Raw genomic sequence first — 22,235 nt, forward strand, 5'->3', positions numbered from 1 at the left:
TTAAATATAGTAGCTATAAATAGTGTGCATAAAACCATTTACACTCACTACAGTTATGTAGTGGCATGTTATACTGCTAGCAATTCTGCAACAACCCCTACCTCACTATTATATAAGCTTAAGATATTCTATGGCACTGATACATTTAAAAGATATTCACCTCGCTTTTGGCGTTGCTCCTATTCTTGATGGCATTGACTTTTCGATTGAAGCAGGCGAACGTGTCTGTTTGATCGGTCGTAATGGCGAAGGTAAGTCTACTTTGTTTAAACTGATCAATGGCTCACTGCAACCTGATAGTGGCGAAGTTATTATTAATAGTAGCGTACGTATTGCGATGCTAGAACAAGACGTACCTGAAAGTAGTGGTCGCATCCTAGACATTGTGATGGGTGGTAGCCGACGTACTGCTGATCTGTTGATCAACTACAACGAACAGACCGATTTGTGTGCGAATGGCGACATGGCTGCTTGCGAGCGTATGGCGGAGTTGCAGCATGATATCGATGCCGTACACGGTTGGGATTTGGAACGTGAAGCAACTCGTCTTATCAAAACCATGGGGCTAGACCCAGAAGACGACTTGTCTTCATTGTCAGGTGGTCGTAAACGTCGTGTGCTATTAGCACGCTCATTGGTTACCAAACCTGATGTACTCCTCCTCGATGAGCCGACCAACCATTTAGACGTTGATAGTATTGAGTGGTTAGAGCACTTTTTATTAGATTGGCAAGGTCTGACACTATTATTCGTGACCCATGATAGAGCGTTCGTGAATAAACTATCGACTCGTATCATTGAGCTAGATCGTGGGCAGTTGACCAGCTATGATGTCACCCAAGGCGAAGGTGGTTATGCACGCTATCAAGAGCTAAAAGAACTACAGTTATTGGCTGAAGAAAAAAATAACGCTAACTTTGATAAAAAACTGGCGCAAGAAGAAGTTTGGATTCGTCAAGGTATCAAAGCCCGCCGCACCCGTAATGAAGGTCGTGTTCGCGATCTAAAAGCACTGCGCGAAGAGCGTAGCGCCCGTCGTGAGCAAGTCGGTAATGTGAATATCACCATGGGTCAAGGTGAGAAAAGCGGCAAGCTCGTCTGTAAAGTCAAAAACTTACATCTTGAGTATGATGGCAACGTGCTGGTTGATGACTTTACCACGACTATCATGCGTGGTGATAAAATCGGGATTGTCGGACCTAACGGTGCAGGTAAAACCACACTTATTAAAGCTCTACTCGATATGTCTGATGACGAAGTCACAAAATCTGGTAACGTCGAATTGGGTACCAATTTAAAAATTGCATTTTTCGACCAGCTACGCGATCAGTTAGACCTTGAAGCTAGTGTGGCACAAAATGTCTCAGAAGGCTCAGATTTTGTAGAAGTGGGTGGTCGCAAGACACACATCATGAGCTACTTGCAAGACTTCTTATTTGCCCCAGAGCGTGCACGTACTCCTGTCAAGGCACTATCAGGTGGTGAACGTAACCGTGTGCTACTTGCCAAACAACTATTAAAACCTGCCAACATTCTCGTACTCGATGAGCCAACCAATGATTTGGACATGGCGACACTTGAGCTATTAGAAGAATCAGTTGCCAGCTTTGGCGGAACGATTTTGCTTATCAGCCATGATCGCTCATTTATGGATAACGTTGTTACCTCAACATGGGTATTTGACGAAGATGAAGACGGCAAAGGGGTCGTCAGTGAGTATGTTGGCGGCTACCAAGAATATCTGGTACAAAAAAACCGTGAACAAGCAGCCAAGGCAGCTAGAGCGCCCGTAAGCAATACCGCAGTTAAAACAGCCAGCAAACCAACGGCTGCAAAACCCAATAAAGTGGCCAAAAAGCTTAATTTTAATGAGCAACGCGAACTGGATAATCTACCAAAAGAAATCGCAGCATTAGAAACTGAGCAAAATCAATTGCAAGAACAGCTGGCAGATGGTTCTTGGTTCACTACTGATATCACTGCAGCAACAGCGGCTAGCGAGCGATTATTGGCTATAGAAGATGAGATGATGGTCAAGTTAGAGCGTTGGAGTACGCTTGAAGGTTAAAGCATACTTGATATTTTGCGATAGCAGCTTATTTATGGTGACAGGTACTTAATTATCAGAAATAATCACCACTTTATGATATGAAGTGGTGATTATTTACTTATAGCTACTTACAAAGCAGTTATATAGTGAAAGTTACCTAATTTTCAAGTATCATTCGCTATTGCTAAATATCCTTATTAATTTTAAGGTCATTACGTCTACAATCCTCGTAAAGGATGGATGTTAGACAGTAATACCTCTAGACGTTTTGCGGTGATTATCACTTTCAACCTTATAATATACCCTATTGAGGTTGCTTTATTTTTAACGCAATAATTTATTTTATCACCGAAATAGCTTAGAATAGCAACAATTAGCAAAATTAGGCATAGCCAAAGTGGCTTGATATTGTATATTTTCTAAGCCACAAACCCAGTGTGGGATAATCCCATTTCATTCACCTGGAGGAAGTATTAATGAGCCAAGCCGAAGGCGTTAACGTACAACGCCGTAGAGTTCTTATTGCCTCAACTGCCGCGATTGGTGCAGTTGGAGTCGCTGCTGTGGCAACACCTTTTGTCCGTTCTTGGTATCCAAGCGCTAAAGCTGAGGCTGCAGGGGCTGCAGTGACCCAAGACATTGGTTCTATCGAAGCTGGACAGATGATTGTTGTCAAATATCGTGGTAAGCCTATCTATGTGGTTAAACGCACAGAAGATATGTTATCGACTTTAGAATCTGTAAAACCTTTGCTGTCTGATCCAGATTCTGAAGCATCATTACAACCTGAATATTGCAAAAATACAGAACGCTCTATCTCACCAGATGTTTTGGTGGTTGAAGGTGTTTGTACACATCTGGGCTGTGCACCAAACTATCGCCCTGATGTTGGCGCAGCCGATCTGGGTGGTAATGACTGGTTCGGCGGATTTTTCTGCCCCTGTCATGGTTCTAAGTATGATTTAGCAGGACGCGTTTTTAGTGGCGTTCCAGCACCGCTTAATTTACCTGTTCCAGAATATGGTATGGATGGTACTATCTTGACGGTTGGGGAGGCTTAATATGAGTATTGGTAAGAAATTGATGCATTGGGTGGACGCGCGTTTTCCTGCGACTGAAACCTATGAATACCATATGTCAAAGTACTACGCACCAAAGAACTTTAACTTTTGGTATTTCTTTGGCGTATTATCAATGATTGTATTGGTCAACCAATTAGTGACTGGTATATGGTTGACGATGATGTACAACCCAAGTGCCGAAGGGGCATTTGCGTCTGTTGAATATATCATGCGTGATGTAAAAGGTGGTTGGCTCATTCGTTATATGCACTCCACTGGCGCATCTGCGTTCTTTGTCGTGGTCTATCTGCATATGTTCAGAGCCTTGCTATATGGTTCATATCAGAAACCCCGTGAGCTTATTTGGCTCATCGGTATGGGTATTTACCTAGCACTTATGGCAGAAGGCTTCTTTGGTTATCTACTACCTTGGGGTAACATGTCATTTTGGGGTGCTCAGGTTATTTTGAACCTTCCTGCTGCTCTACCAGTGATTGGTGACGGTCTTGCTGAATGGGTACGCGGTGATTATATCATCTCAGGTATTACCCTAAACCGCTTCTTTGCACTACACGTAGTGGCTATTCCACTAGTCTTGGTAGGCTTAGTATTTATGCATATTGTGGCGCTACATCATGTTGGTTCGAACAACCCTGATGGTATCGACATCAAAAAGCTAAAAGATAAGAATGGCATACCATTAGATGGTATCGAGTTCCATCCTTACTACACTGTGCATGACATGGTTGGTATTGTGGTCTTCTTTATTTGTTTCTTTGCAGTGGTATTCTTCTTCCCAGAAGGTGGTGGATTCTTCCTTGAGCCACCAAACTTTGAGACAGCGAACTCACTGAAAACACCAGCGCATATTGCACCAGTATGGTACTACACGCCATTCTATGCCATCTTACGTGCCGTTCCTGATAAGCTTGGTGGTGTTATCGCAATGGGTGCCGCAATTGCCGTACTGTTCTTAATACCATGGCTTGATAGATCACCAGTACGCTCAATACGTTATAAAGGCATCTTGTCTAAAATTGCACTGACTGTGTTTGCCATCAGCTTTATCATATTGGGTTACTTAGGTGCCACGCCAACGACGCCAACAGCAACACTCATGGCTCGTATATGTACAGTGCTCTATTTCTTATTCTTCTTATTGATGCCATTTTACACTGCCATTGAAAAGTGTAAACAGCCACCAGAACGCGTTACCGGAGGTCACTAATGAACACGCTAATTAAATCCCTAGCTGGTCTAGGCTTAGGCGCGGCATTGAGTTTGACTGCTGGTACTGCAATGGCAGCTGGCGGTCACGGATGTGGTACATTCGTAAACGCCGATGGTGTCGAAGAGCATTTAGCTTGTAGTACAGCCCCTATTGATTTTACCAATAAGGGCTCACTACAAAACGGTGCGAAAACCTTTATGAACTACTGTGCGGGTTGCCACTCAGCTAAGTACGTTCGTCATTCTCGCATTGCTCAAGATTTAGAAATACCACCTGAGTTGGTTGAAAAGTATCTAATGGTAACCACTGATCAAATTGGTGACCATATCAATGCTGAAATTGACCCTGAAGTCCAAGCAGCTTGGTTTGGTGCAGCGCCTCCTGACCTATCACTTGAGACACGACTGCGTGGCGATGATTGGGTATATACTTACCTACTGTCGTTCTATGAAGATCCAAGCCGTCCTTGGGGTGCTAACAACTTAGTACTAGCGAACGCAGCCATGCCTCATGTCTTGCATAACATGCAAGAAGAGTTGAGCCAAGAAGAGTTTGAGAGTGAGGTTGGCGATTTGGTTAACTTTATGGCATGGATGGGCGAACCTGCTCGCCATGACCGCCAAGTAATTGGTTTCTTCGTTATTTTGTTCTTATTGGTCTTATTGATTCCAGTTTACTTATTGAATAAAGAGTTCTGGAAAGATGTAAAATAAGCCAATACTAAAAACATCAAAACCAAGCAAGATATTAGGCACTACTTTGGTAGTGCCTTTTTTCTATTATAATAATCAATAATGAACACCAAACGCTCCATCAACCAAAATAGACAAATAAAACGCTCAATATCAATGTTTACGTACGTTACCTTGATAAACAGGACAACTTTGTTTACGATGACAACCTTCACTATTAACATTAGGCTTTCATGATCGATGCGAACGACATTCCAAGTAGTCAGCTAATTCTATATGCTGATGACGGCTACAACAGTCATGTGGTACGCCTATTACTTGAAGAAAAAAATCTCGCTTATTATTTATCACGTTTACACTCTGAACGTCCTGAAGATTTGACCGAGCTCAACCCTTATCATACCTTGCCTGTACTACAGCAGCGTGAGATTGCGCTCTATGAAATTAATGTCATTTTTGAGTACCTAGAAGAGCGTTATCATACCAATAAACTACTGCCTGAGACGCCACAAGAGCGTGCACAGTTTCGGCAATTGGCTTGGCGAATTCAACATGATTGGCTTGTACTTGGTAAGCGCCTATTGATGCATCCAGACAGTTTTAATAAAGCACAAGCTGCCATTGCTAAAAAGCAGTTAAGCGATTCCCTTATTACTTTATCCCCACTCTTTGCTCATAAACCCTATTTTATGGCCGATGAGTTTGGCTGGTGTGATGTGCTATTAGCACCACTGCTATGGCGACTAGATGAAATGGGTATCGAGCTACCACGCGCGATTAGTCGACCATTATATGAGTATCAAACTAGAGTTTTTGAGCGTAGCAGCTTTCAAAAAAGTGTGCGTTGATTAGACAAGTATTAAAAGCTGTCCTAAAATAACTACAAATAAAACAAACATACAATGGCGTTTATCGTGCGATAAATTGCTAAATAAAACATTTTTAATCACTAGACATAATTTGTATAGGAAATCATCAGATGAGTGAAACCACCTCTATTACCCCCACCCGTCCTTATATGGTACGCGCACTATACCAGTGGATAGAAGACAACCTCCTTACCCCTTATTTGATGGTTGATGCCACTGCTGAGAATCTGCAGATTCCAAGAGAACATGTACAAGACGGGCGTATCGTACTCAATATTGCTAGCCGTGCGACTGGTAATATGCATATGGGCAATGATTATATTAATTTCAGTGCGCGTTTCGGTGGGGTTTCACAAGAAATCTGGATACCGCTGACTGCTGTGATGGGTATCTATGCAAAAGAAAACTCGCAAGGTATGTTTTTTGACCCTAACGAATATGAAAACTATCAGCCTGAAGATGAGTCAGAAATTACTGCTAAAAAGAGCAATGCGACACCTAAGCCAAAACGTGATAACAAAGCGGGTTTAAAGGTATTAAAATAATTGGTTTTTCTGCACCAAAAAGCCCGTCATATCGAATATGACGGGCTTTTTTTGTGCTGTAGCTTACCCAAGATATTGTCTACGTTCTTGGTAACGTCACACCACGTTGACCTTGGTATTTACCACCGCGATCTTTATAGCTGGTCTCGCAGACATCATCAGCATCACTTTGGAAAAATAGCATTTGCGCAACCCCTTCTCCAGCATAGATACGTGCTGGTAAATTGGTGGTATTACTAAACTCCAAAGTCACATGACCTTCCCACTCTGGCTCAAGCGGCGTGACGTTAACGATAATACCGCAACGTGCATAAGTTGATTTACCAAGGCAAATAGTCAGTACATCACGTGGAATACGGAAATACTCCATGGTGCGGGCTAACGCAAATGAGTTAGGTGGAATGATACATTCATCACCAACGATATCAATAAAGCTTTTTTCATCAAAGTTTTTAGGATCAACGACGACTGAATGTACGTTGGTGAATACCTTAAATTCAGGTGCGCAGCGCACGTCATAACCATAGCTTGAAGTACCGTAACTCACCAAACGCTCGCCTGCATCATTGAAGCGCACTTGACCTGGCTCATACGGCTCAATCATGCCTTGCTCTTCGGCCATTTTACGAATCCAGCGGTCAGACTTGATAGACATTATTGTTCCTTAGAAAGTATTTAATAGCGACGATTATACGGAATTGATGGCCCAATTTATAGTAGCCTTGATTCAATACCAGTCATTTTCAGCCGATTTTTCAGATTCTAGCCAAATTTTTCTAATGGTACTACCTGTCCTTGATAACTCACAGTGATATGAACTATCTTTCTTTTTGCTTGGGCAGAACCCACAAACAAAGCCTCGGTAATCACCTTAACTTCAATACTTGTTAATCCATCGATGAGCGTTTCATCCACATTCACGAATACGATAGCGTTTATCCATAAGAAGTGGCTGGGAAATTTTAGTAATAACTCAACGATAGCCTTCAAGAAATTATTGAAATTAGCAACCGGCATACGCCGATTGCTAAAGTCAGCATTGATTTGATACTGCTTGCTACTACCCTCTTTATAATAGCAAGTAGCAATCAATTGATTATTTAAGAGTTCGATTACATATATCAGTGGGCGCAATAATTTTAAAAACTTATATTGCTTAGGCGCATAGTCTAAATAACTTTGATAAATAGCTAAGCTCACAATGTTCTCTTTTAAAAAATTCGCTTGTCATCGACAGGTTTGGCAAACTTATCGATATTGGCTTCGATATTTTTAGCAATGCTCAGATAATATGGCGCAAACTCATCATCAGCCAATACACTTGGTTCGCCCTTATCCACTTGCGCACGAATGCCACTCGCAAGTGGCAACTGTCCTAATAGTGGTACATGATATTGTTCAGCGATAAACTCACCACCACCGGAGCCAAAAATAGCTTCAGTATGATTACAATTACTACAAGTATGTAACGCCATATTTTCGACCACACCAAGTACTGGAATATTGGTCTTGTTAAACATCTCAACGCCTTTTTGTGCATCCAGTAAAGCAACATGCTGCGGAGTGGTCACAATCACGGCTCCGGTGACTGGGATCCGCTGTGCTAGCGTTAACTGTATATCTCCCGTACCTGGTGGCATATCAATCACTAGGTAATCTAGCTGTGGCCAGTTCGTTTGATTATAGAGCTGCATCAATGCACCAGTAGCTTTTGGTCCGCGCCACGCGACAGGTGTATTATCACCATCAAGCAAACTACCAATAGACAGCATCGCCATACCATGCGCATCAACAGGCACAAATTGCTCGTTCTCTAACTGCGGCTTCACATCAGCAACGCCTAGCATGGTAGGCATACTTGGGCCATAAATATCAGCATCTAGCACACCAACACGGTTGCCGAGCTTTTGTAATGCTAAGGCAATATTGACAGTCGTCGTTGATTTTCCGACACCGCCTTTGCCAGACGCTACCACGATAATATGACGAATACGCGGATGTGCTGCTAATGACGATTGTGTCGGTGCCGCTTTAGTAATCGGCGGCTCAACATCGGTATTTTGACTGCTATCAGGATTTACGGCCATTTTACTCTGACTGTCCATGGCATTGGTCGTCTTTGGCATTGGTTTTGGCAACGTTGAACCTGCCCCTTTCCCTGGTGCTGGTAGACGCACGTTCATATGAATCGTAGTAATACCATGCGGATGCAGTAACTGCCCAAGCTCTTGCTGAATGGTTTCAGGCTTACTGTCTTGTGGTAAACGCAAGTCTAAAGTGAGCTGATCTCCCTCACGATTAAGACCCGTCACCATAGTCGCAATACTAACCGTACCAACTTCATAACCAAGCAGCACCTTATCTACGGCACTGTCTCGAGCTGCTCGCTGTTCTGGCGTTTCTGGTTTTTTTGTGGGCTTTTTTTTCATAAAGTTAAACATAACGACCATTACTACCTATACAAGTGGGTGGGTATGCTAAAACAGCTCTTTGTGTATCATTGCTAATCCAATAAACAAGGTAGCCTATGAGCTTTTCAGCCAAACCTTTTATCGTGATAGTGTAGCTGAATTACAAGCATAAAAAAACCACAACGCCAGTACGACTGACCTTGTGGTGATAAACGAGACTTTTGGCGTAATAAAAGATCAAACATGATAAACATCAAGCTCGATGCTAAAAAATACTGGTCGCTCGCTTTTTAGTTCATAAACCAACCATGACTCGCTACGATTGACTGCCCCGTAAAGACATTGGTCGGAAATGCAGCTAAGAACAAAGCCAACTGGGCAATATCGTCAACCGTAGTAAATTCTTTATCGACCGTATTCACCAACATGATATCGTTGATCACTGACTCTTCACTGATACCCTTTTCGGCCGCTTGTTCAGGAATCTGCTTTTCAACCAAAGGCGTTTTAACAAACCCTGGACAGATCACATGTGAGCGTACGTTATGCTGAGCACCTTCTTTTGCCAATACACGGCACAAACCTAGCAGTCCGTGCTTGGCAGTTACATAAGGCGCTTTATAGAGTGAGGCTTCATGCGAATGTGCAGACCCCATATAAATGACCGTACCACCTTTCTCATCTTTATACATGTGCTGAATTGCTGCTTTGGTGGTTAAAAACGCACCATCTAAATGGATATCGAGCATTTTTTTCCAGTCGCTAAAGGCCATTTTGTCAATAGGGTCAATGATTTGGATACCCGCATTAGATACCAAGATATCGATTCCGCCAAACGTATCGACCAACTGTTGTACCCCGTCATTTACGGCATCTTCTGATGTAACATCCATCTCAATCGCCAGTGCTCGCCCACCAGCGGCTTCGATCTCATCAACCACGTTCTGCGCGGCTTCGAGATTGATATCGGCAATACCGATCGCTGCGCCTGCTTTTGCGTAAGTTTCGGCGATATCACGTCCGATACCACTTGCAGAGCCAGTGACTAACGCTACCTTGCCTGTCAAATCTTGTTGTAATTGAGTCGCCATATCGATTCCTTATGATGGTCTAAGAATATTATTAGTTTTTATAAAAATTGAACTGAACAGATGCGCCACTATAACGATAGCGGCGTATATATCTATAGAATAAAACATAGTAATCTTAGGACAGTCGCTTTACTGTACAAGGATTACTGCACAATGTTTACTGGCGTTTTTTCTTGTAACGCTTCGAAACTGACACCATCTGCTAGCTCAATCAATTTCAATCCGCTATCAGTAACGTCTAACACAGCAAGCTCAGTAATAATGCGATCAACCACGCCTTTGCCCGTCAGTGGTAACTCACAGTTGGCCAAAATCTTAGGGTCACCGTGTTTGTTGACTTGTTCCATTAGGACAATCACGCGCTGCACGCCTGCGACTAAATCCATCGCCCCGCCCATGCCTTTGACCATTTTTTTGGGAATCATCCAATTGGCCAAATCTCCTTTTTCTGAGACTTCCATCGCGCCCAATATCGCCAAATTAACATGACCACCGCGAATCATTGCAAAAGACTCTGAACTACCAAAATAGCTGGCACCTTTTTCTGCCGTCACGGTTTGCTTGCCAGCATTGATCAAATCTGCATCAACCTTATCTGCTGTTGGGAACTCACCAATACCAAGTAGCCCATTCTCTGACTGTAGCCAAACATCTACGCCTTCAGGAATATAGTTAGCTACGAGCGTAGGCAAACCAATACCCAAATTTACGTAATAGCCATCTTGCAATTCTTTTGCAGCACGCTGTGCCATTTGTTCTCTTGTCCATGCCATGGTAATTTCCTTATTATTATTGAATAAAATTTAATCAAACAATCAACTAATTACTTAAGCACATTCAACCGTCTTAGTTGTCGCTTTTTCAATACGTTTTTCGGGGCTATTATTCAATACAATACGTTGAACAAAAATACCCGGCAGGTGAACCTCATCTGGGTCTAGCATCCCAGTCTCTACTATTTCTTCTACTTCTACGATAGTAATCTTCCCAGCCATCGCACAGTCAGGGTTAAAGTTACGAGCAGTCTTGTTGAATATTAAGTTCCCTGCTTTATCAGCTTTTTGCGCTTTAATTAACGCCACATCAGCTCGTAATGAATGCTCAAGCACATAAGTGCGGCCATCAAAATCACGGGTTTCTTTGCCTTCAGCAACTAACGTCCCTACGCCAGTTGCGGTATAAAAGGCTGGAATACCTGCCCCGCCTGAACGTAATTTCTCAGCCAGTGTGCCTTGTGGCGTAAGCTCAACCTCTAACTCGCCCGCCAGATATTGGCGCTCAAACTCTTTGTTTTCACCGACATATGACGAAATCATTTTTTTGATTTGACGAGTTTGTAATAGTAATCCTAGACCAAAATCATCGACGCCGGCATTGTTACTGATGCAAGTTAGACATTTAACCTTGCTATCACGCAATGCTTCAATTAGTGCTTCTGGAATACCGCATAGACCAAAGCCGCCAATGGCAAGCGTTTGTCCATCACTCACGATGCCTTTCAGCGCGGCGTCAGCGCTACTATATACTTTTGATTGACTCATGCTTATCTCCTTGCAAGTCTCATTTTTGTTATTCACTGCTATTATCAATGATTTTTCCATGTACACACCAATAGATCACACAGTATTTTTAAAAATCATCTTAATACGTTTTATATCGATATATCATACAAAAGCTATGTGTGCTAACTTAACATATTATTTTAGCAGCGACTAGAAAATAACATTAAGAGCACAGGAGGTAGCATCATAGTCATCCGTATCAAGATTATGCTATCTCATTGCTGATTTTATTTTGCCAAGGAGGGCGAACATGTTTAGCACATTTGCTATTGTCATTACTTTACTACTATTGATGTTTTTTGCTTATCGCGGTTATTCTGTGCTGATCCTAGCACCGATTATGGCGACATTAGCTGTATTTCTTTCAGGTGACTTCTTAAGCAGTATTCCCGCCTATACCGATGTTTTCATGGGTGCTTTGAGTGGATTTTTACTTAAGTTCTTTCCTATTTTCTTATTGGGCGCGCTCTTTGGGCGTTTGATGGCAGACTCTGGTGCGGCGACAGCGATTGCCAATACTGTGGTCGAAAAGCTGGGTGCTAGCAAAGCCATTCTGGCCGTTATCTTAGTCTGTGCTATTTTGACCTATGGCGGTGTGTCGTTATTTGTGGTGGCATTTGCCATCTATCCAATCGCTAAAGATTTGTTCAAAGCGGCCGATATTCCTAAACGCTTGATACCAGCAGCGATTGCCTTGGGCTCATTTACCTTTACCATGACTGCCCTGCCAGGCACACCAGCCATTCAGAATGCCATTCCAATTCCTTACTACAATACCAACGTCTTTGCCGCACCTATTTTGGGTATTATCGGTGGTCTGGTTATGTTTATCGGCGGTTGGTTATGGTTGCAGTCACGTGCCAGAAAAGCCAACGCAGCAGGCGAAGGCTATGGTCAGCATGATGAAGAGGATGTGGGCGGGCTTGGTGCAGCTGCACAAGAAGCTGAAGCATTAAATACGCATCACACTTCATTTACCATTGCGATGATTCCACTGATATTAGTCATCGGTTTAAATGCTTTATTAACATATGCTATCTTTCCCTCGATGGATTTTAGCAGTTTACAAACACAATTCCCTGACCTAAATATTGCCGGCTCACTCGGATTATGGTCAATTATCATCTCATTGGTCGTGGCTTGTGTAGTACTAGTCCTACTCCGTATTGGACATTGGGATAACCTACAAAAGACCATTAACCGCGGTACTTACGACTCTATGTTGCCGATTTTTAATACGGCATCAGAAGTGGGTTATGGAGCCGTTATCGCTTCATTAGCAGGCTTCTTGATCATTCGTGATAGTATCTTAAACCTAAACCCTGACAACCCTCTGATCTCAGAAGCTGTCGCAATGACCACGCTTGCAGGTATTACCGGCTCATCATCTGGTGGTTTGAGTATCGCGCTGTCGACATTGGGCGAAGATTATCTAAGAATGGCCATCAATGCTGGTATCGATCCAGAGCTGATGCACCGAGTCGCTGTCATGGCAGCCGGTGGTTTAGATACCTTGCCACACAGTGGTGCGGTCATCACCTTGCTAGCAATTTGTGGCCTGACCCACAAGCAGTCATATCTAAACGTTGCAATGGTAACGATGGCTATCCCACTAGTGGCGGTCATCACTGTCATCACTTTAGGGACAATGTTTGGTTCATTTTAAGTTTGGTTTATTTTAATTTTCAATCATAAAATCTAAACCATGGCGCCTAACCAAAAACCCACTTAGCGATTGCTTGGTGGGTTTTTCATGACAGTTCTTGCAACAATCAGTTATGGTTCAAGGCCAATATTTATAGTAGATAAATAAAGAGTTCGCTATATGCCACATAGAATACATTGCCTGATTAATTACGGAGGAATGTCACAAATTTAACCGAATTACGGTATCATAGGCACACTTTTTAAGTTTTCATTCTTTTTAGAAGTTTTTAGTATTGATAACATCGCGTCCAATGGCCATAAACTGCTAAGACGTTTGATAATCAACCCGTTTATATAAAAATATAGGTGATAAAAGTGCGTGAGATTTTAGTAACCAGTGCGCTGCCCTACGCCAATGGCTATATCCATTTGGGGCATCTTGTAGAATATATTCAGACAGACATCTGGGTACGTGCGATGAAGGCACAAGGCCATCAGGTCACTTATGTCTGTGCAGATGATGCACACGGTACCGCCATCATGCTAAAAGCAGAAGCCAATGGCGTAACGCCAGAAGAACAAATTGCGTCCGTAAAAGCGTCACATGAAGCTGATTTTGCCAAATTTTTAGTCAATTTTGACAATTATCATTCTACTCACTCAGAGGAAAACAAGCATTTCTCTGAATTGATTTATCGTCGTCTTAATAGTGCTGGACACATTAGCACAAAGGATGTTGAACAATTATTCGACCCTGAAAAGAAATTGTTTTTAGCCGATCGATTTGTCAAAGGAGAATGCCCTGAGTGCGGTGCCCTTGATCAATATGGTGATAACTGTGAAGTATGCGGTACTACCTACGACGCTACCGAACTTAAAAACCCACATTCAACGCTATCTGATGCCACACCAGTCCTAAAGACCTCAAAGCATTATTTCTTTGATTTGCCTGAGTTTGAGCAATTCCTAAAAGACTGGACACGCAGTGACAACCGCTTGCAAACGTCAGTGGCAAATAAATTGCAAGAATGGTTTGACGCTGGCCTTACCAGCTGGGACATCTCACGTGATGCACCTTATTTTGGCTTTCAAATTCCAGATACCCCAAGCGATGAGCCAGACAAATACTTCTATGTATGGCTAGATGCGCCAGTCGGCTATATGGCAAGCTTTAAAAGCCTATGCGACAAACGTGAAGGTACTGAGCAAGCGCTTGATTTTGACCGCTACTGGGCACAAGAAAACGAGAATAAAACCGAGGTTTATCACTTCATCGGTAAAGACATCGTTTATTTCCATGCCTTATTTTGGCCAGCTATGCTAGCTGGTAGTGAGTTACGCACACCAACTGGTGTTTTTGCCCACGGCTTCTTGATGGTCAATGGCGAAAAAATGAGTAAATCACGCGGCACTTTTATTAAGGCCGAAACTTACGCTGAACACTTACACCCTGAGTATTTACGTTATTACTTCGCCAGTAAGCTGTCTGACAAAGTAGAAGATATCAACCTTGATTTAGAAGACTTTATGCAAAAGGTTAACTCTGACTTGGTTGGTAAAGTAGTCAATATCGCCAGTCGTAGTGCAGGGTTCTTGGTTAAGAAATACGATGGCATGCTATCGGATGTTTGCGTCGAGTCAGAGCTATTAGAAGACATTACTAAAACGGGTGATGAAATCGCGGTCGCTTATGAAAACCGTGAGTTCTCTCGCGCCATGCGCTTAATCATGCAGTGTGCAGACAAAGCCAATGAATATATCGATGGTAAAAAACCTTGGTCACTTGCTAAGCAAGAAGGTACTGAGCAAGAAGTTCAAGACGTCTGCTCGGTCGCTATTAATATTTTCCGTCAATTGATGGTTTATCTCGCGCCAGTATTACCAGAACTGACCGATAATGCTAAGGGCTTTTTAAACGTAGACGACTTAAGCTTTGCCAGTCGTAATGAGTGGTTACTAGGTCATAAAATCAATAAGTTTAAACCATTGATGCAACGGATCGAGGCAAAAGACATTGAAGCAATGATTGAAGATTCAAAAGCCTCTCTCGCACAAGCAGACGCTCCAGCTGTGTCCGATAATAGCAAGCCTGCCGTAAAAGACAAAGCGCAAACAACAGACGTTGATACTGAGCAAGCCGATTATATTGGTATCGAAGACTTTGCCAAAGTTGAGATGAAAGTAGCACACGTCTTAGAGTGCAATCATGTAGAAGGCGCGGACAAGCTTCTACAGTTTACGTTGGATGTTGGTGAAGACAAGCCACGCAACGTGTTCAGCGGTATTCGTAAGTTTTATGAGCCTGAGCAATTGGTTGATAAAAAGGTCATTTGTGTGACCAACCTTGCCCCGCGTAAGATGAAATTCGGTATATCAGAAGGCATGGTGCTATCAACTGGTGAGCCAAAGACGGGCTTGACGGTCGTTACCTTACCGGATGCTTGTGTCGTTGGTGATGTACTCGCATAAGATATATCTGCCTAAAAAGAGCTGACCTAATCCGCATAACTGTCGTGCTGAATAAGCTATCTTGCTGAATAACGGAGAACAACATTGGTATTGCTTAGGCTTTTGGCAGATATTCTCTTTTATTTGGCATTAGGTTTAATCGCTTATTGGTTTTTTACAGCAGATACGACCGCACTCTGGGTGGCTATCGGTAGTGGTGTGTTTAGTGCCATACTATTTATATATACTGCGGATATCAGACGCTCGCGACGCAGCAGTCGTTTAGATCCTTCGAGTATATGGGATTGGTTATATTTTATAGATATAATAGAGATTCCTTTTTATATAATTGGCTGGCTATTCCGTAGTTTATGGCGAGTCTTTGATTAGCGTTTGTTGAGCGTTCAAATACACAAAAAGATGCCCTAAGTGGCATCTTTTTTATTGCATTAAGATAAGCTAATAACGATAGCAGCGAATTACAATTATTTAGCATTCACATATTGACTCATAACTATAGTCTGTTGAACATTCAAATATGAGGGTTGCTGATTGCTACGCTGTAGGCTTTAATGCTTAACTATGGGTAGTCGCTCAATGTGTGTCTAATAGCGACTGCTCTCTCAATTCATTTAGCTCTACTTTTTTTAATTCTGCTTTTATTTTTTCGTATGCTTCTGTTTTTTTAATGGCTTCTGCTCTAGCTTTGTATGCATTAGCTTTTGCCGTTTCTGCTACTTTCGCAAGAGCTTCTGCTCTAGCTTCGTATTCATCAGCTGTTGCTTTTGCTAGCGCTGCTTCTGCTTCTGCCATAGCTACGCTGGCGCGCGCGTCTGTGCTAGATTGTTGGGCTTGTTCCATAGCATATTCATTATTGGCATTTGCTACTCCAAAAGTCAGAGCGGTCAAAACTATCACACCTGATAGGAGTGTGAATGATTGGTTTAATAATCTCATAATATTTACGACCTTAAATTTTTTTCAAATACAATCACTATATAAGTTATCTCAATCATTAGGCAAGTTTGCTTCGTTCCATCTTAACTAAGGCCGTATCATCAGTTAGCACATTAATACGTTTAGTGGCATCTTTTCGATGAGAAAGTACACAAGATAGCATGTGGTTTAATCATAAGCGACTCTCCCAAACATGGCTATGACGAATGCGCTTTAATTTTTTATTGCGATAACTTACATTGCTGTCATAATATGAACATAATAATCGATGGAACGATTACTTTATTGTTAGCCTGCTATATTGGCATCAACATAGCATTGACTCGGCTAACCTGCATTTTCCAATATCATCTTTAAAATCAAGTATAACGAAGACCTGCAAGGTTTCTCATAAAGAGACTGAGCGCATCTAACGATATTTACTTGGTTTTTACGATTGATATAACTGATGAGTTAACCTAATAATGACTATTGCTTCTACTTTACGCTTGAGCCTATATAGTGCTGCTATCAGTGCCACTCTCGGACTGGTTGGCTGCTCAAACTCTACAGATACTGCCACAACGACTGATGAAAGCACAGCAACTGATGCGAAACCTGCCAAAACATTGGCCATCACTCAAATCGTCGAACACCCTTCTCTAGATGAGATGCGTCGCGGCATCATAGATGAGTTAGCTGATAATGGCTATATCGAAGGCCAAAACCTAACGATTAACTTCCAAAGCGCACAAGGAAACACAGCGACTGCGGGTCAGATTGCCAAACAGTTCGCAGGAGACAATCCAGATGCCATCGTGGCAATATCAACACCTTCTGCTCAATCAATCGTGGCCTCAACCAAAACCATTCCCGTCATCTATACCGCAATCTCAGATCCTGTTGCCGCAAAGCTTATCGATGCAAATGCGGTACCTATCCAATCTAATGTGACAGGCTTATCTAGTGAACTCCCTATTGAGCCACAATTAGATAATATTCAAAAAATTGTACCCAATGCTAAGACCATTGGCTACGTCTATAGCCCAGGTGAAATTAATTCTGTAGTGGTACTCAATCAGCTTAAAGAACTTGCACCAGCACGTGGACTTAAAATATTAGATGTGACCGCCAATCGCCCAACGGATGTTGCCATGGCAACACGTAGTCTTTCTGGTCGTGCTGATGTTATTTATACGTCTTTAGACAATAATGTCGTCTCTGGGTTTGAAGCGATGGCAGGTGCCGCCAATGAGCTAGATATCCCCATCATTGCCTCAGATGAGTTCAGCGTAAGACGCGGTGCTACTGCCGCACTTGGTGTCAATGACTATGACTTTGGTCGTACCACGGGAAAAATGGTATATCGTGTGCTCAATGGCGAAGCCGTCAATACAGTTAAGCCTGAAGTTATGAATATCCTAACTTTATATGCCAGCCCAAAACATGGTGCTGAGCAAGGCGTAATCTTGACAGATGACTTGTTAAAAAATGCCATCAATGTTGATAAAGAAGTGCAGAGTGCTGATAATAAGTAGTACTAACTTAAGTAACACTTTGCCATCTATTATATAAATGATGTGCTTTAACCTTTATTTACCCATTAAATAATGTACGGACATATTATTTTTTTTAGGAGTGAGACCCATGTTGTATCAAAACCGTTTTGGTCATTTTAATTTTAGTAAGGCGCTATTGTTAGGCGGCGTTTGTACCGCTATTTTGACTGGTTGTAATCAATCAGCACAAGATACTGGTAGTGCTGACAGTGCCACTGGCGATGCCGCAACAGAGATGAAAAACGTCGCTATTACAGCTATTGTTGAGCATCCAGCGCTTGATGATGTACGCAAGGGTGTCATCGATGAGCTAAATGAGGCGGGCTTTAAAGATGGTGAAAACTTAACTGTTAATTTCCAAAGCGCACAAGGTAACACGGCAACAGCTGGGCAGATTGCTAAGCAATTCGTTGCAGACAGCTCAGATGTTATTGTTGCCATTGGCACACCTTCAGCACAGTCGGTTGCAGCTGCTACCAGCACCATTCCTTTGGTATTCTCTGCTGTGACCGACCCAGTCGAAGCCAAATTGGTACCTAAATTAGATGGTTCTGGCACCAACGTAACAGGTGGCTCTGATGCGCTTCCTTACGAGCCACAAATCGAGTTAATGCGCCAAATCATTCCTAACCTCAAAAATGTGGGTTATGTCTATAGTCCAGGTGAAGTAAACTCAACCATTATTCTCAAAAACCTAAAAGAAAAGCTAACACCACTTGGTATCAATGTGCTTGAAGCTCCTGCCCAGCGTAGTAACGATATTCCGATGGCAGCACGCAGTCTAGAAGGTAAAGTCGACATGATTTACACTTCAACAGATAACAATGTGGTATCAGCATATGAGTCACTGTTTCAAGTAGCCAAAGAAAGTAAAATCCCACTCATTGCCTCTGATACTAGCTCAGTTGCACGTGGTGCAGTGGCGGCATTAGGCGTTGATTATTATCAATTGGGACGCGAAACAGGTAAAATTGTCGTGCGTATTTTAAACGGCGAAAAAGCAGGCGAGATTCCAGTTTATACGCCACAAGCGCTTAATTTATATGTTAGCCCAACAAATGCCACCGCTGAAGGCATCACATTACCACAAGCCGTTATCGATAATGCAAAAGAAGTGGTAGAATAACGCACTTTTATATTTGGCATATAATACAGCCATAAATAAACATTTAAACAAGAAACCCAGCTATGAACCAGTAGGCTGGGATTCTTGTTTAAGCGACTGTTGTTTAAGTGATTTTTTAAAACACTACCGCTTAAATACTTTTGTTTGGCTTATTTATAAAGCACTTAGTCAATATCAGGTAGGTTGTGTGCTTTCTAAATGAGCTATCTTTTATATCAAAGTTTTGAACCAAGGTAACTTATGATAGTCGTTCATCGTGACATGTTTTGGTTTACCCTAACCGCAGATTGCTTAATCTGTTAAATTCACCGCTTCGCTGTTTAGTTGATATTCATTGATACGGTCAGTTCGAGATAATTGAGATACAAAGCAGACGAGTAAAAGTACTACAATTAGTAGACTAAACAAGCCTGATACCGTATCTGATTTATATAGGATTGATCAGAGAATAGATCACTAGAATATTATTCACTAAACGCTTGGTTATGACTTACTGATCTCTTATGTCCTTAATTGCTTTTTTTGGTGCGCTTGAAAGCGGTCTAATTTATGGCCTCGTTGCACTTGGTGTACTGATTTCATTTCGTACACTAGACTTCCCCGACTTGACCGCTGATGGTAGCTTTCCACTAGGTGGCGCAGTCGCTGGTATATCCATCATCGCTGGTATCAATCCATGGTTAGCCTGTGCGCTTGGCATGCTGGCAGGCGCAGTCGCTGGTATAGTCACTGCTTGGTTACATGTCAAACTTGGCATACTGCAACTGCTTGCCAGTATTTTAGTTATGGTGGCACTTTACTCTGTCAACTTACGTATCATGGGTGCACCAAACTTGCCGCTATTGGGTGAAACCACGGTGTTTAGTACATTGGTGACCGATGGCAATGGTTATTGGATGCGTTGTTTAATTATTGGTATGGTCGTGCTGCTTGCCATGCTATTTTTAAACTGGTTTTATAGTACCGAATCAGGTCTGTCGATGCGCGCAACTGGCTCAAACCTAAGAATGGCACAGGCTCAAGGCATCAACACCTCATGGATGACCATCGTTGGTATGGCAGTCTCTAACGGTCTGATCGCCCTAGCAGGCGCCCTGTTTGTGCAGACTCAAGGTGGCGCAGATATTTCTATCGGCATCGGTACGATTGTCATCGGTCTAGCCGCGGTTATCATCGGCGAAACCATCATTCCTGCCAAGCGTATCTGGCTGATTACTTTTGCTGTGGTCGTCGGTGCTGTGCTGTACAAGCTATTTATTCAAGTCGCACTATCGAGTGACACACTGCGTAGTATTGGTTTTGGTCCGCAAGACTTAAACTTAATTACTGCACTACTCGTGGTATTTGCCTTGGTATTGCCAAAAGCTAAAAATAAATTTTTAAGTCGTAAAGTTCGGGCTTAATGTCAATGTGCAACCATAAGGAATAATGATTATGATGCAAGCTACAGATTTGCGGTTGACCTTTAATCCTGGAACACCGATTGAAAACCCTGCATTACGTGGTATCAATTTAAACATTGCGAATGGTGAGTTTGTAACCGTCATCGGTACCAATGGTGCTGGTAAATCTACTTTTTTGAATGCAGTAAGCGGTACTACTCGCGTAGATAGTGGTAGCATTTCATTGAACGGTATTGATGTCACCAAAAAAACAGCACATCAACGTGCGCATTGGGTTGCCCGTGTTTTTCAAGATCCAATGGCTGGAACTTGTGAAGCACTCACTATCGAAGAAAATATGGCGCTTGCTTATAAGCGTGGCGGCAAACGTGGTTTGAGTTTTGCACTCAATCCAAGTAACCGCGAACTATTTCGAGAAAAGCTCTCCGTCCTAAAACTTGGACTAGAAAACCGTCTGACCGACCGTATGGGTCTACTGTCTGGTGGACAACGCCAAGCTGTTAGCTTATTAATGGCCTCATTACAGCCCTCTAAAATACTACTGTTAGATGAGCATACCGCTGCCCTTGACCCAAAAACTGCGGCGTTTGTGCTAGAGCTGACCGATAAAATCGTAACGGACAATAAACTGACGACGATGATGGTCACACATTCAATGCAACAAGCATTAGCGCATGGCACACGTACCGTTATGCTGCATCAAGGCCAAGTGGTACTAGATGTCTCTGGTGATGCTCGCAAAGGTATGACTGTGCATGACTTGCTCGATATGTTTGAGCAAACACGCGGCGAAAAAGTCGAAGATGACAGTTTGATTTTGAGTTGATTTATAAAACAATCACATTTGAATTCTAAAATAAAAAACGCCTTGTAAATGGGCGTTTTTTATAATTACTTTCATAGATATAAGTATTTTGAATATTCAGAATTAAGCAATACTAACTTTTGAATCAACTCACTGACATGCTGCGATTGCATTTTTTTCATCACTTGTGAGCGATGTACTTCTATCGTGCGAACAGAAACATCCAAATGATCGGCGATATTCTTATTTAAGTTACCTTCTAATAATTCATTAGCCACTTGTTTTTCTTTATCGGTCAGCTGTACATAGAGCTTTTTAATGTCATAAAGCTTGGCCCGCTTTAGAGAGAGCGCTTGCGCACGTGCCAGTGCTTCTTGTAAGCGGCGGCTATTAATCGGCTTTTCCAGATAGTCAGCCGCACCTTGTTTAAGCATACTGACAGCATCAGCAATCTCACCATTTCCGGTTAAGGCTATCAACGCCATAGGACTATCCTGTTGACTGAGATACTCTTGTAGCGCTTGACCACTCATCTCTAGCATCATTAAATCACTAACAATCACTGCTGGACGATAGATGTTAACTTGCTGCAAAAATATCCGTGCATTCGCCCACACCTGAGTCGATAGTCCTAAGCTGCTAATCAAAAAATCACAGGAAGTGCGCACACTTTCTTCGTCGTCAATGATATGAACGATAAGCGATTCTGGCGTAATACCTGATGAATTATCAGATGAATAACTATTTTTATCTTGCCAGTATAAAAGCTCGTTTGGTCTGTGGTTAGAAGTCATATGCA

20 protein-coding genes are annotated in these 22,235 nt (G+C 42.4%); 12 read left to right on the forward strand and 8 right to left on the reverse strand.

Features of this window, described 5'->3' with window-relative positions; all coding sequences use genetic code 11:
- Nucleotides 1–130 precede the first annotated feature (130 nt).
- From abc-f to ACT3QP_RS06260, 6 genes are all read left to right on the forward strand, one after another.
- Nucleotides 131–2,068: a ribosomal protection-like ABC-F family protein gene (gene abc-f / locus ACT3QP_RS06235; RefSeq protein WP_192520099.1), complete on the forward strand. Its 1,938-nt coding sequence runs from the start codon at nt 131–133 to the stop codon at nt 2,066–2,068.
- A 458-nt stretch (nt 2,069–2,526) separates the two neighbouring features.
- Nucleotides 2,527–3,111 (forward strand): ubiquinol-cytochrome c reductase iron-sulfur subunit, encoded by a 585-nt coding sequence (gene petA / locus ACT3QP_RS06240; RefSeq protein ID WP_192520098.1) that lies wholly within the window; start codon nt 2,527–2,529, stop codon nt 3,109–3,111.
- A 22-nt stretch (nt 3,112–3,133) separates the two neighbouring features.
- Complete coding sequence (locus ACT3QP_RS06245; RefSeq protein ID WP_192520100.1) at nt 3,134–4,339, forward strand: cytochrome b; 1,206 nt, start codon at nt 3,134–3,136, stop codon at nt 4,337–4,339.
- The gene (locus tag ACT3QP_RS06250) at nt 4,339–5,055 is read left to right on the forward strand and encodes a cytochrome c1 (RefSeq protein WP_192520097.1); all 717 of its coding nucleotides are present in this window, start codon (nt 4,339–4,341) and stop codon (nt 5,053–5,055) included. Before ACT3QP_RS06245 ends, ACT3QP_RS06250 begins: the two co-directional genes overlap by 1 nt.
- Before the next feature lie 212 nt (nt 5,056–5,267).
- Nucleotides 5,268–5,882 (forward strand): glutathione S-transferase N-terminal domain-containing protein, encoded by a 615-nt coding sequence (locus ACT3QP_RS06255; RefSeq protein WP_442072967.1) that lies wholly within the window; start codon nt 5,268–5,270, stop codon nt 5,880–5,882.
- 131 nt (nt 5,883–6,013) lie between these two features.
- A complete protein-coding gene (locus ACT3QP_RS06260; RefSeq protein WP_442072968.1) occupies nt 6,014–6,448 on the forward strand; it encodes a ClpXP protease specificity-enhancing factor in 435 nt (144 codons plus the stop codon).
- A gap of 79 nt (nt 6,449–6,527) precedes the next feature.
- Here the strand turns inward: ACT3QP_RS06260 and dcd are convergent, their stop codons facing one another.
- From dcd to ACT3QP_RS06290, 6 genes are all read right to left on the reverse strand, one after another.
- Nucleotides 6,528–7,103 (reverse strand): dCTP deaminase, encoded by a 576-nt coding sequence (gene dcd / locus ACT3QP_RS06265; RefSeq protein WP_442063417.1) that lies wholly within the window; start codon nt 7,101–7,103, stop codon nt 6,528–6,530.
- A 107-nt stretch (nt 7,104–7,210) separates the two neighbouring features.
- Nucleotides 7,211–7,648 carry a hypothetical protein gene (locus tag ACT3QP_RS06270; RefSeq protein WP_442063419.1) on the reverse strand — a complete coding sequence of 146 codons (438 nt, stop codon included), beginning with the start codon at nt 7,646–7,648 and terminating at the stop codon, nt 7,211–7,213.
- An 11-nt stretch (nt 7,649–7,659) separates the two neighbouring features.
- Nucleotides 7,660–8,889, reverse strand: coding sequence for an iron-sulfur cluster carrier protein ApbC (gene apbC / locus ACT3QP_RS06275; RefSeq protein ID WP_442072969.1), 1,230 nt, complete (start codon nt 8,887–8,889; stop codon nt 7,660–7,662).
- Between the two features lie 260 nt (nt 8,890–9,149).
- Nucleotides 9,150–9,950, reverse strand: a complete 801-nt coding sequence (locus ACT3QP_RS06280; RefSeq protein ID WP_442062873.1) for a 3-hydroxybutyrate dehydrogenase — start codon at nt 9,948–9,950, stop codon at nt 9,150–9,152.
- A gap of 143 nt (nt 9,951–10,093) precedes the next feature.
- Nucleotides 10,094–10,723 (reverse strand): CoA transferase subunit B, encoded by a 630-nt coding sequence (locus ACT3QP_RS06285; RefSeq protein WP_442062870.1) that lies wholly within the window; start codon nt 10,721–10,723, stop codon nt 10,094–10,096.
- Nucleotides 10,724–10,777: 54 nt separating this feature from the next.
- Entirely contained in the window at nt 10,778–11,491 is a 714-nt protein-coding gene (locus ACT3QP_RS06290) for a CoA transferase subunit A (protein ID WP_442062868.1), read from the reverse strand.
- Between the two features lie 271 nt (nt 11,492–11,762).
- Between ACT3QP_RS06290 and ACT3QP_RS06295 the strand changes: the two genes are divergently transcribed.
- Both ACT3QP_RS06295 and metG read left to right on the forward strand, forming a co-directional pair.
- Nucleotides 11,763–13,178, forward strand: coding sequence for a GntP family permease (locus ACT3QP_RS06295; protein WP_444524874.1), 1,416 nt, complete (start codon nt 11,763–11,765; stop codon nt 13,176–13,178).
- 356 nt (nt 13,179–13,534) lie between these two features.
- Nucleotides 13,535–15,628, forward strand: coding sequence for a methionine--tRNA ligase (metG, locus tag ACT3QP_RS06300; RefSeq protein WP_192520351.1), 2,094 nt, complete (start codon nt 13,535–13,537; stop codon nt 15,626–15,628).
- Nucleotides 15,629–16,201: 573 nt separating this feature from the next.
- On the opposite strand, the gene ACT3QP_RS06305 is transcribed toward metG, so the two are convergent.
- Nucleotides 16,202–16,564 (reverse strand): hypothetical protein, encoded by a 363-nt coding sequence (locus ACT3QP_RS06305; protein WP_442440100.1) that lies wholly within the window; start codon nt 16,562–16,564, stop codon nt 16,202–16,204.
- A gap of 464 nt (nt 16,565–17,028) precedes the next feature.
- On the opposite strand from ACT3QP_RS06305, the gene ACT3QP_RS06310 reads away from it, so the two are divergent.
- The 4 genes from ACT3QP_RS06310 (at nt 17,029) to ACT3QP_RS06325 (ending at nt 21,457) form a co-directional block, all read left to right on the forward strand.
- Nucleotides 17,029–18,081 carry an ABC transporter substrate-binding protein gene (locus ACT3QP_RS06310; protein WP_444524875.1) on the forward strand — a complete coding sequence of 351 codons (1,053 nt, stop codon included), beginning with the start codon at nt 17,029–17,031 and terminating at the stop codon, nt 18,079–18,081.
- Between the two features lie 109 nt (nt 18,082–18,190).
- Nucleotides 18,191–19,228, forward strand: coding sequence for an ABC transporter substrate-binding protein (locus ACT3QP_RS06315; protein WP_442072948.1), 1,038 nt, complete (start codon nt 18,191–18,193; stop codon nt 19,226–19,228).
- A gap of 503 nt (nt 19,229–19,731) precedes the next feature.
- Nucleotides 19,732–20,631, forward strand: coding sequence for an ABC transporter permease (locus tag ACT3QP_RS06320; RefSeq protein WP_442072949.1), 900 nt, complete (start codon nt 19,732–19,734; stop codon nt 20,629–20,631).
- Nucleotides 20,632–20,662: 31 nt separating this feature from the next.
- Complete coding sequence (locus ACT3QP_RS06325; protein ID WP_442063338.1) at nt 20,663–21,457, forward strand: ABC transporter ATP-binding protein; 795 nt, start codon at nt 20,663–20,665, stop codon at nt 21,455–21,457.
- Between the two features lie 71 nt (nt 21,458–21,528).
- On the opposite strand, the gene ACT3QP_RS06330 is transcribed toward ACT3QP_RS06325, so the two are convergent.
- Nucleotides 21,529–22,230 carry a response regulator transcription factor gene (locus ACT3QP_RS06330; RefSeq protein ID WP_442063335.1) on the reverse strand — a complete coding sequence of 234 codons (702 nt, stop codon included), beginning with the start codon at nt 22,228–22,230 and terminating at the stop codon, nt 21,529–21,531.
- Between the last annotated feature and the right edge of the window lie 5 nt (nt 22,231–22,235).

It is taken from the genome of Psychrobacter sp. AOP7-B1-24, from assembly GCF_052376215.1.
In the GTDB taxonomy this organism is placed as follows: domain Bacteria; phylum Pseudomonadota; class Gammaproteobacteria; order Pseudomonadales; family Moraxellaceae; genus Psychrobacter.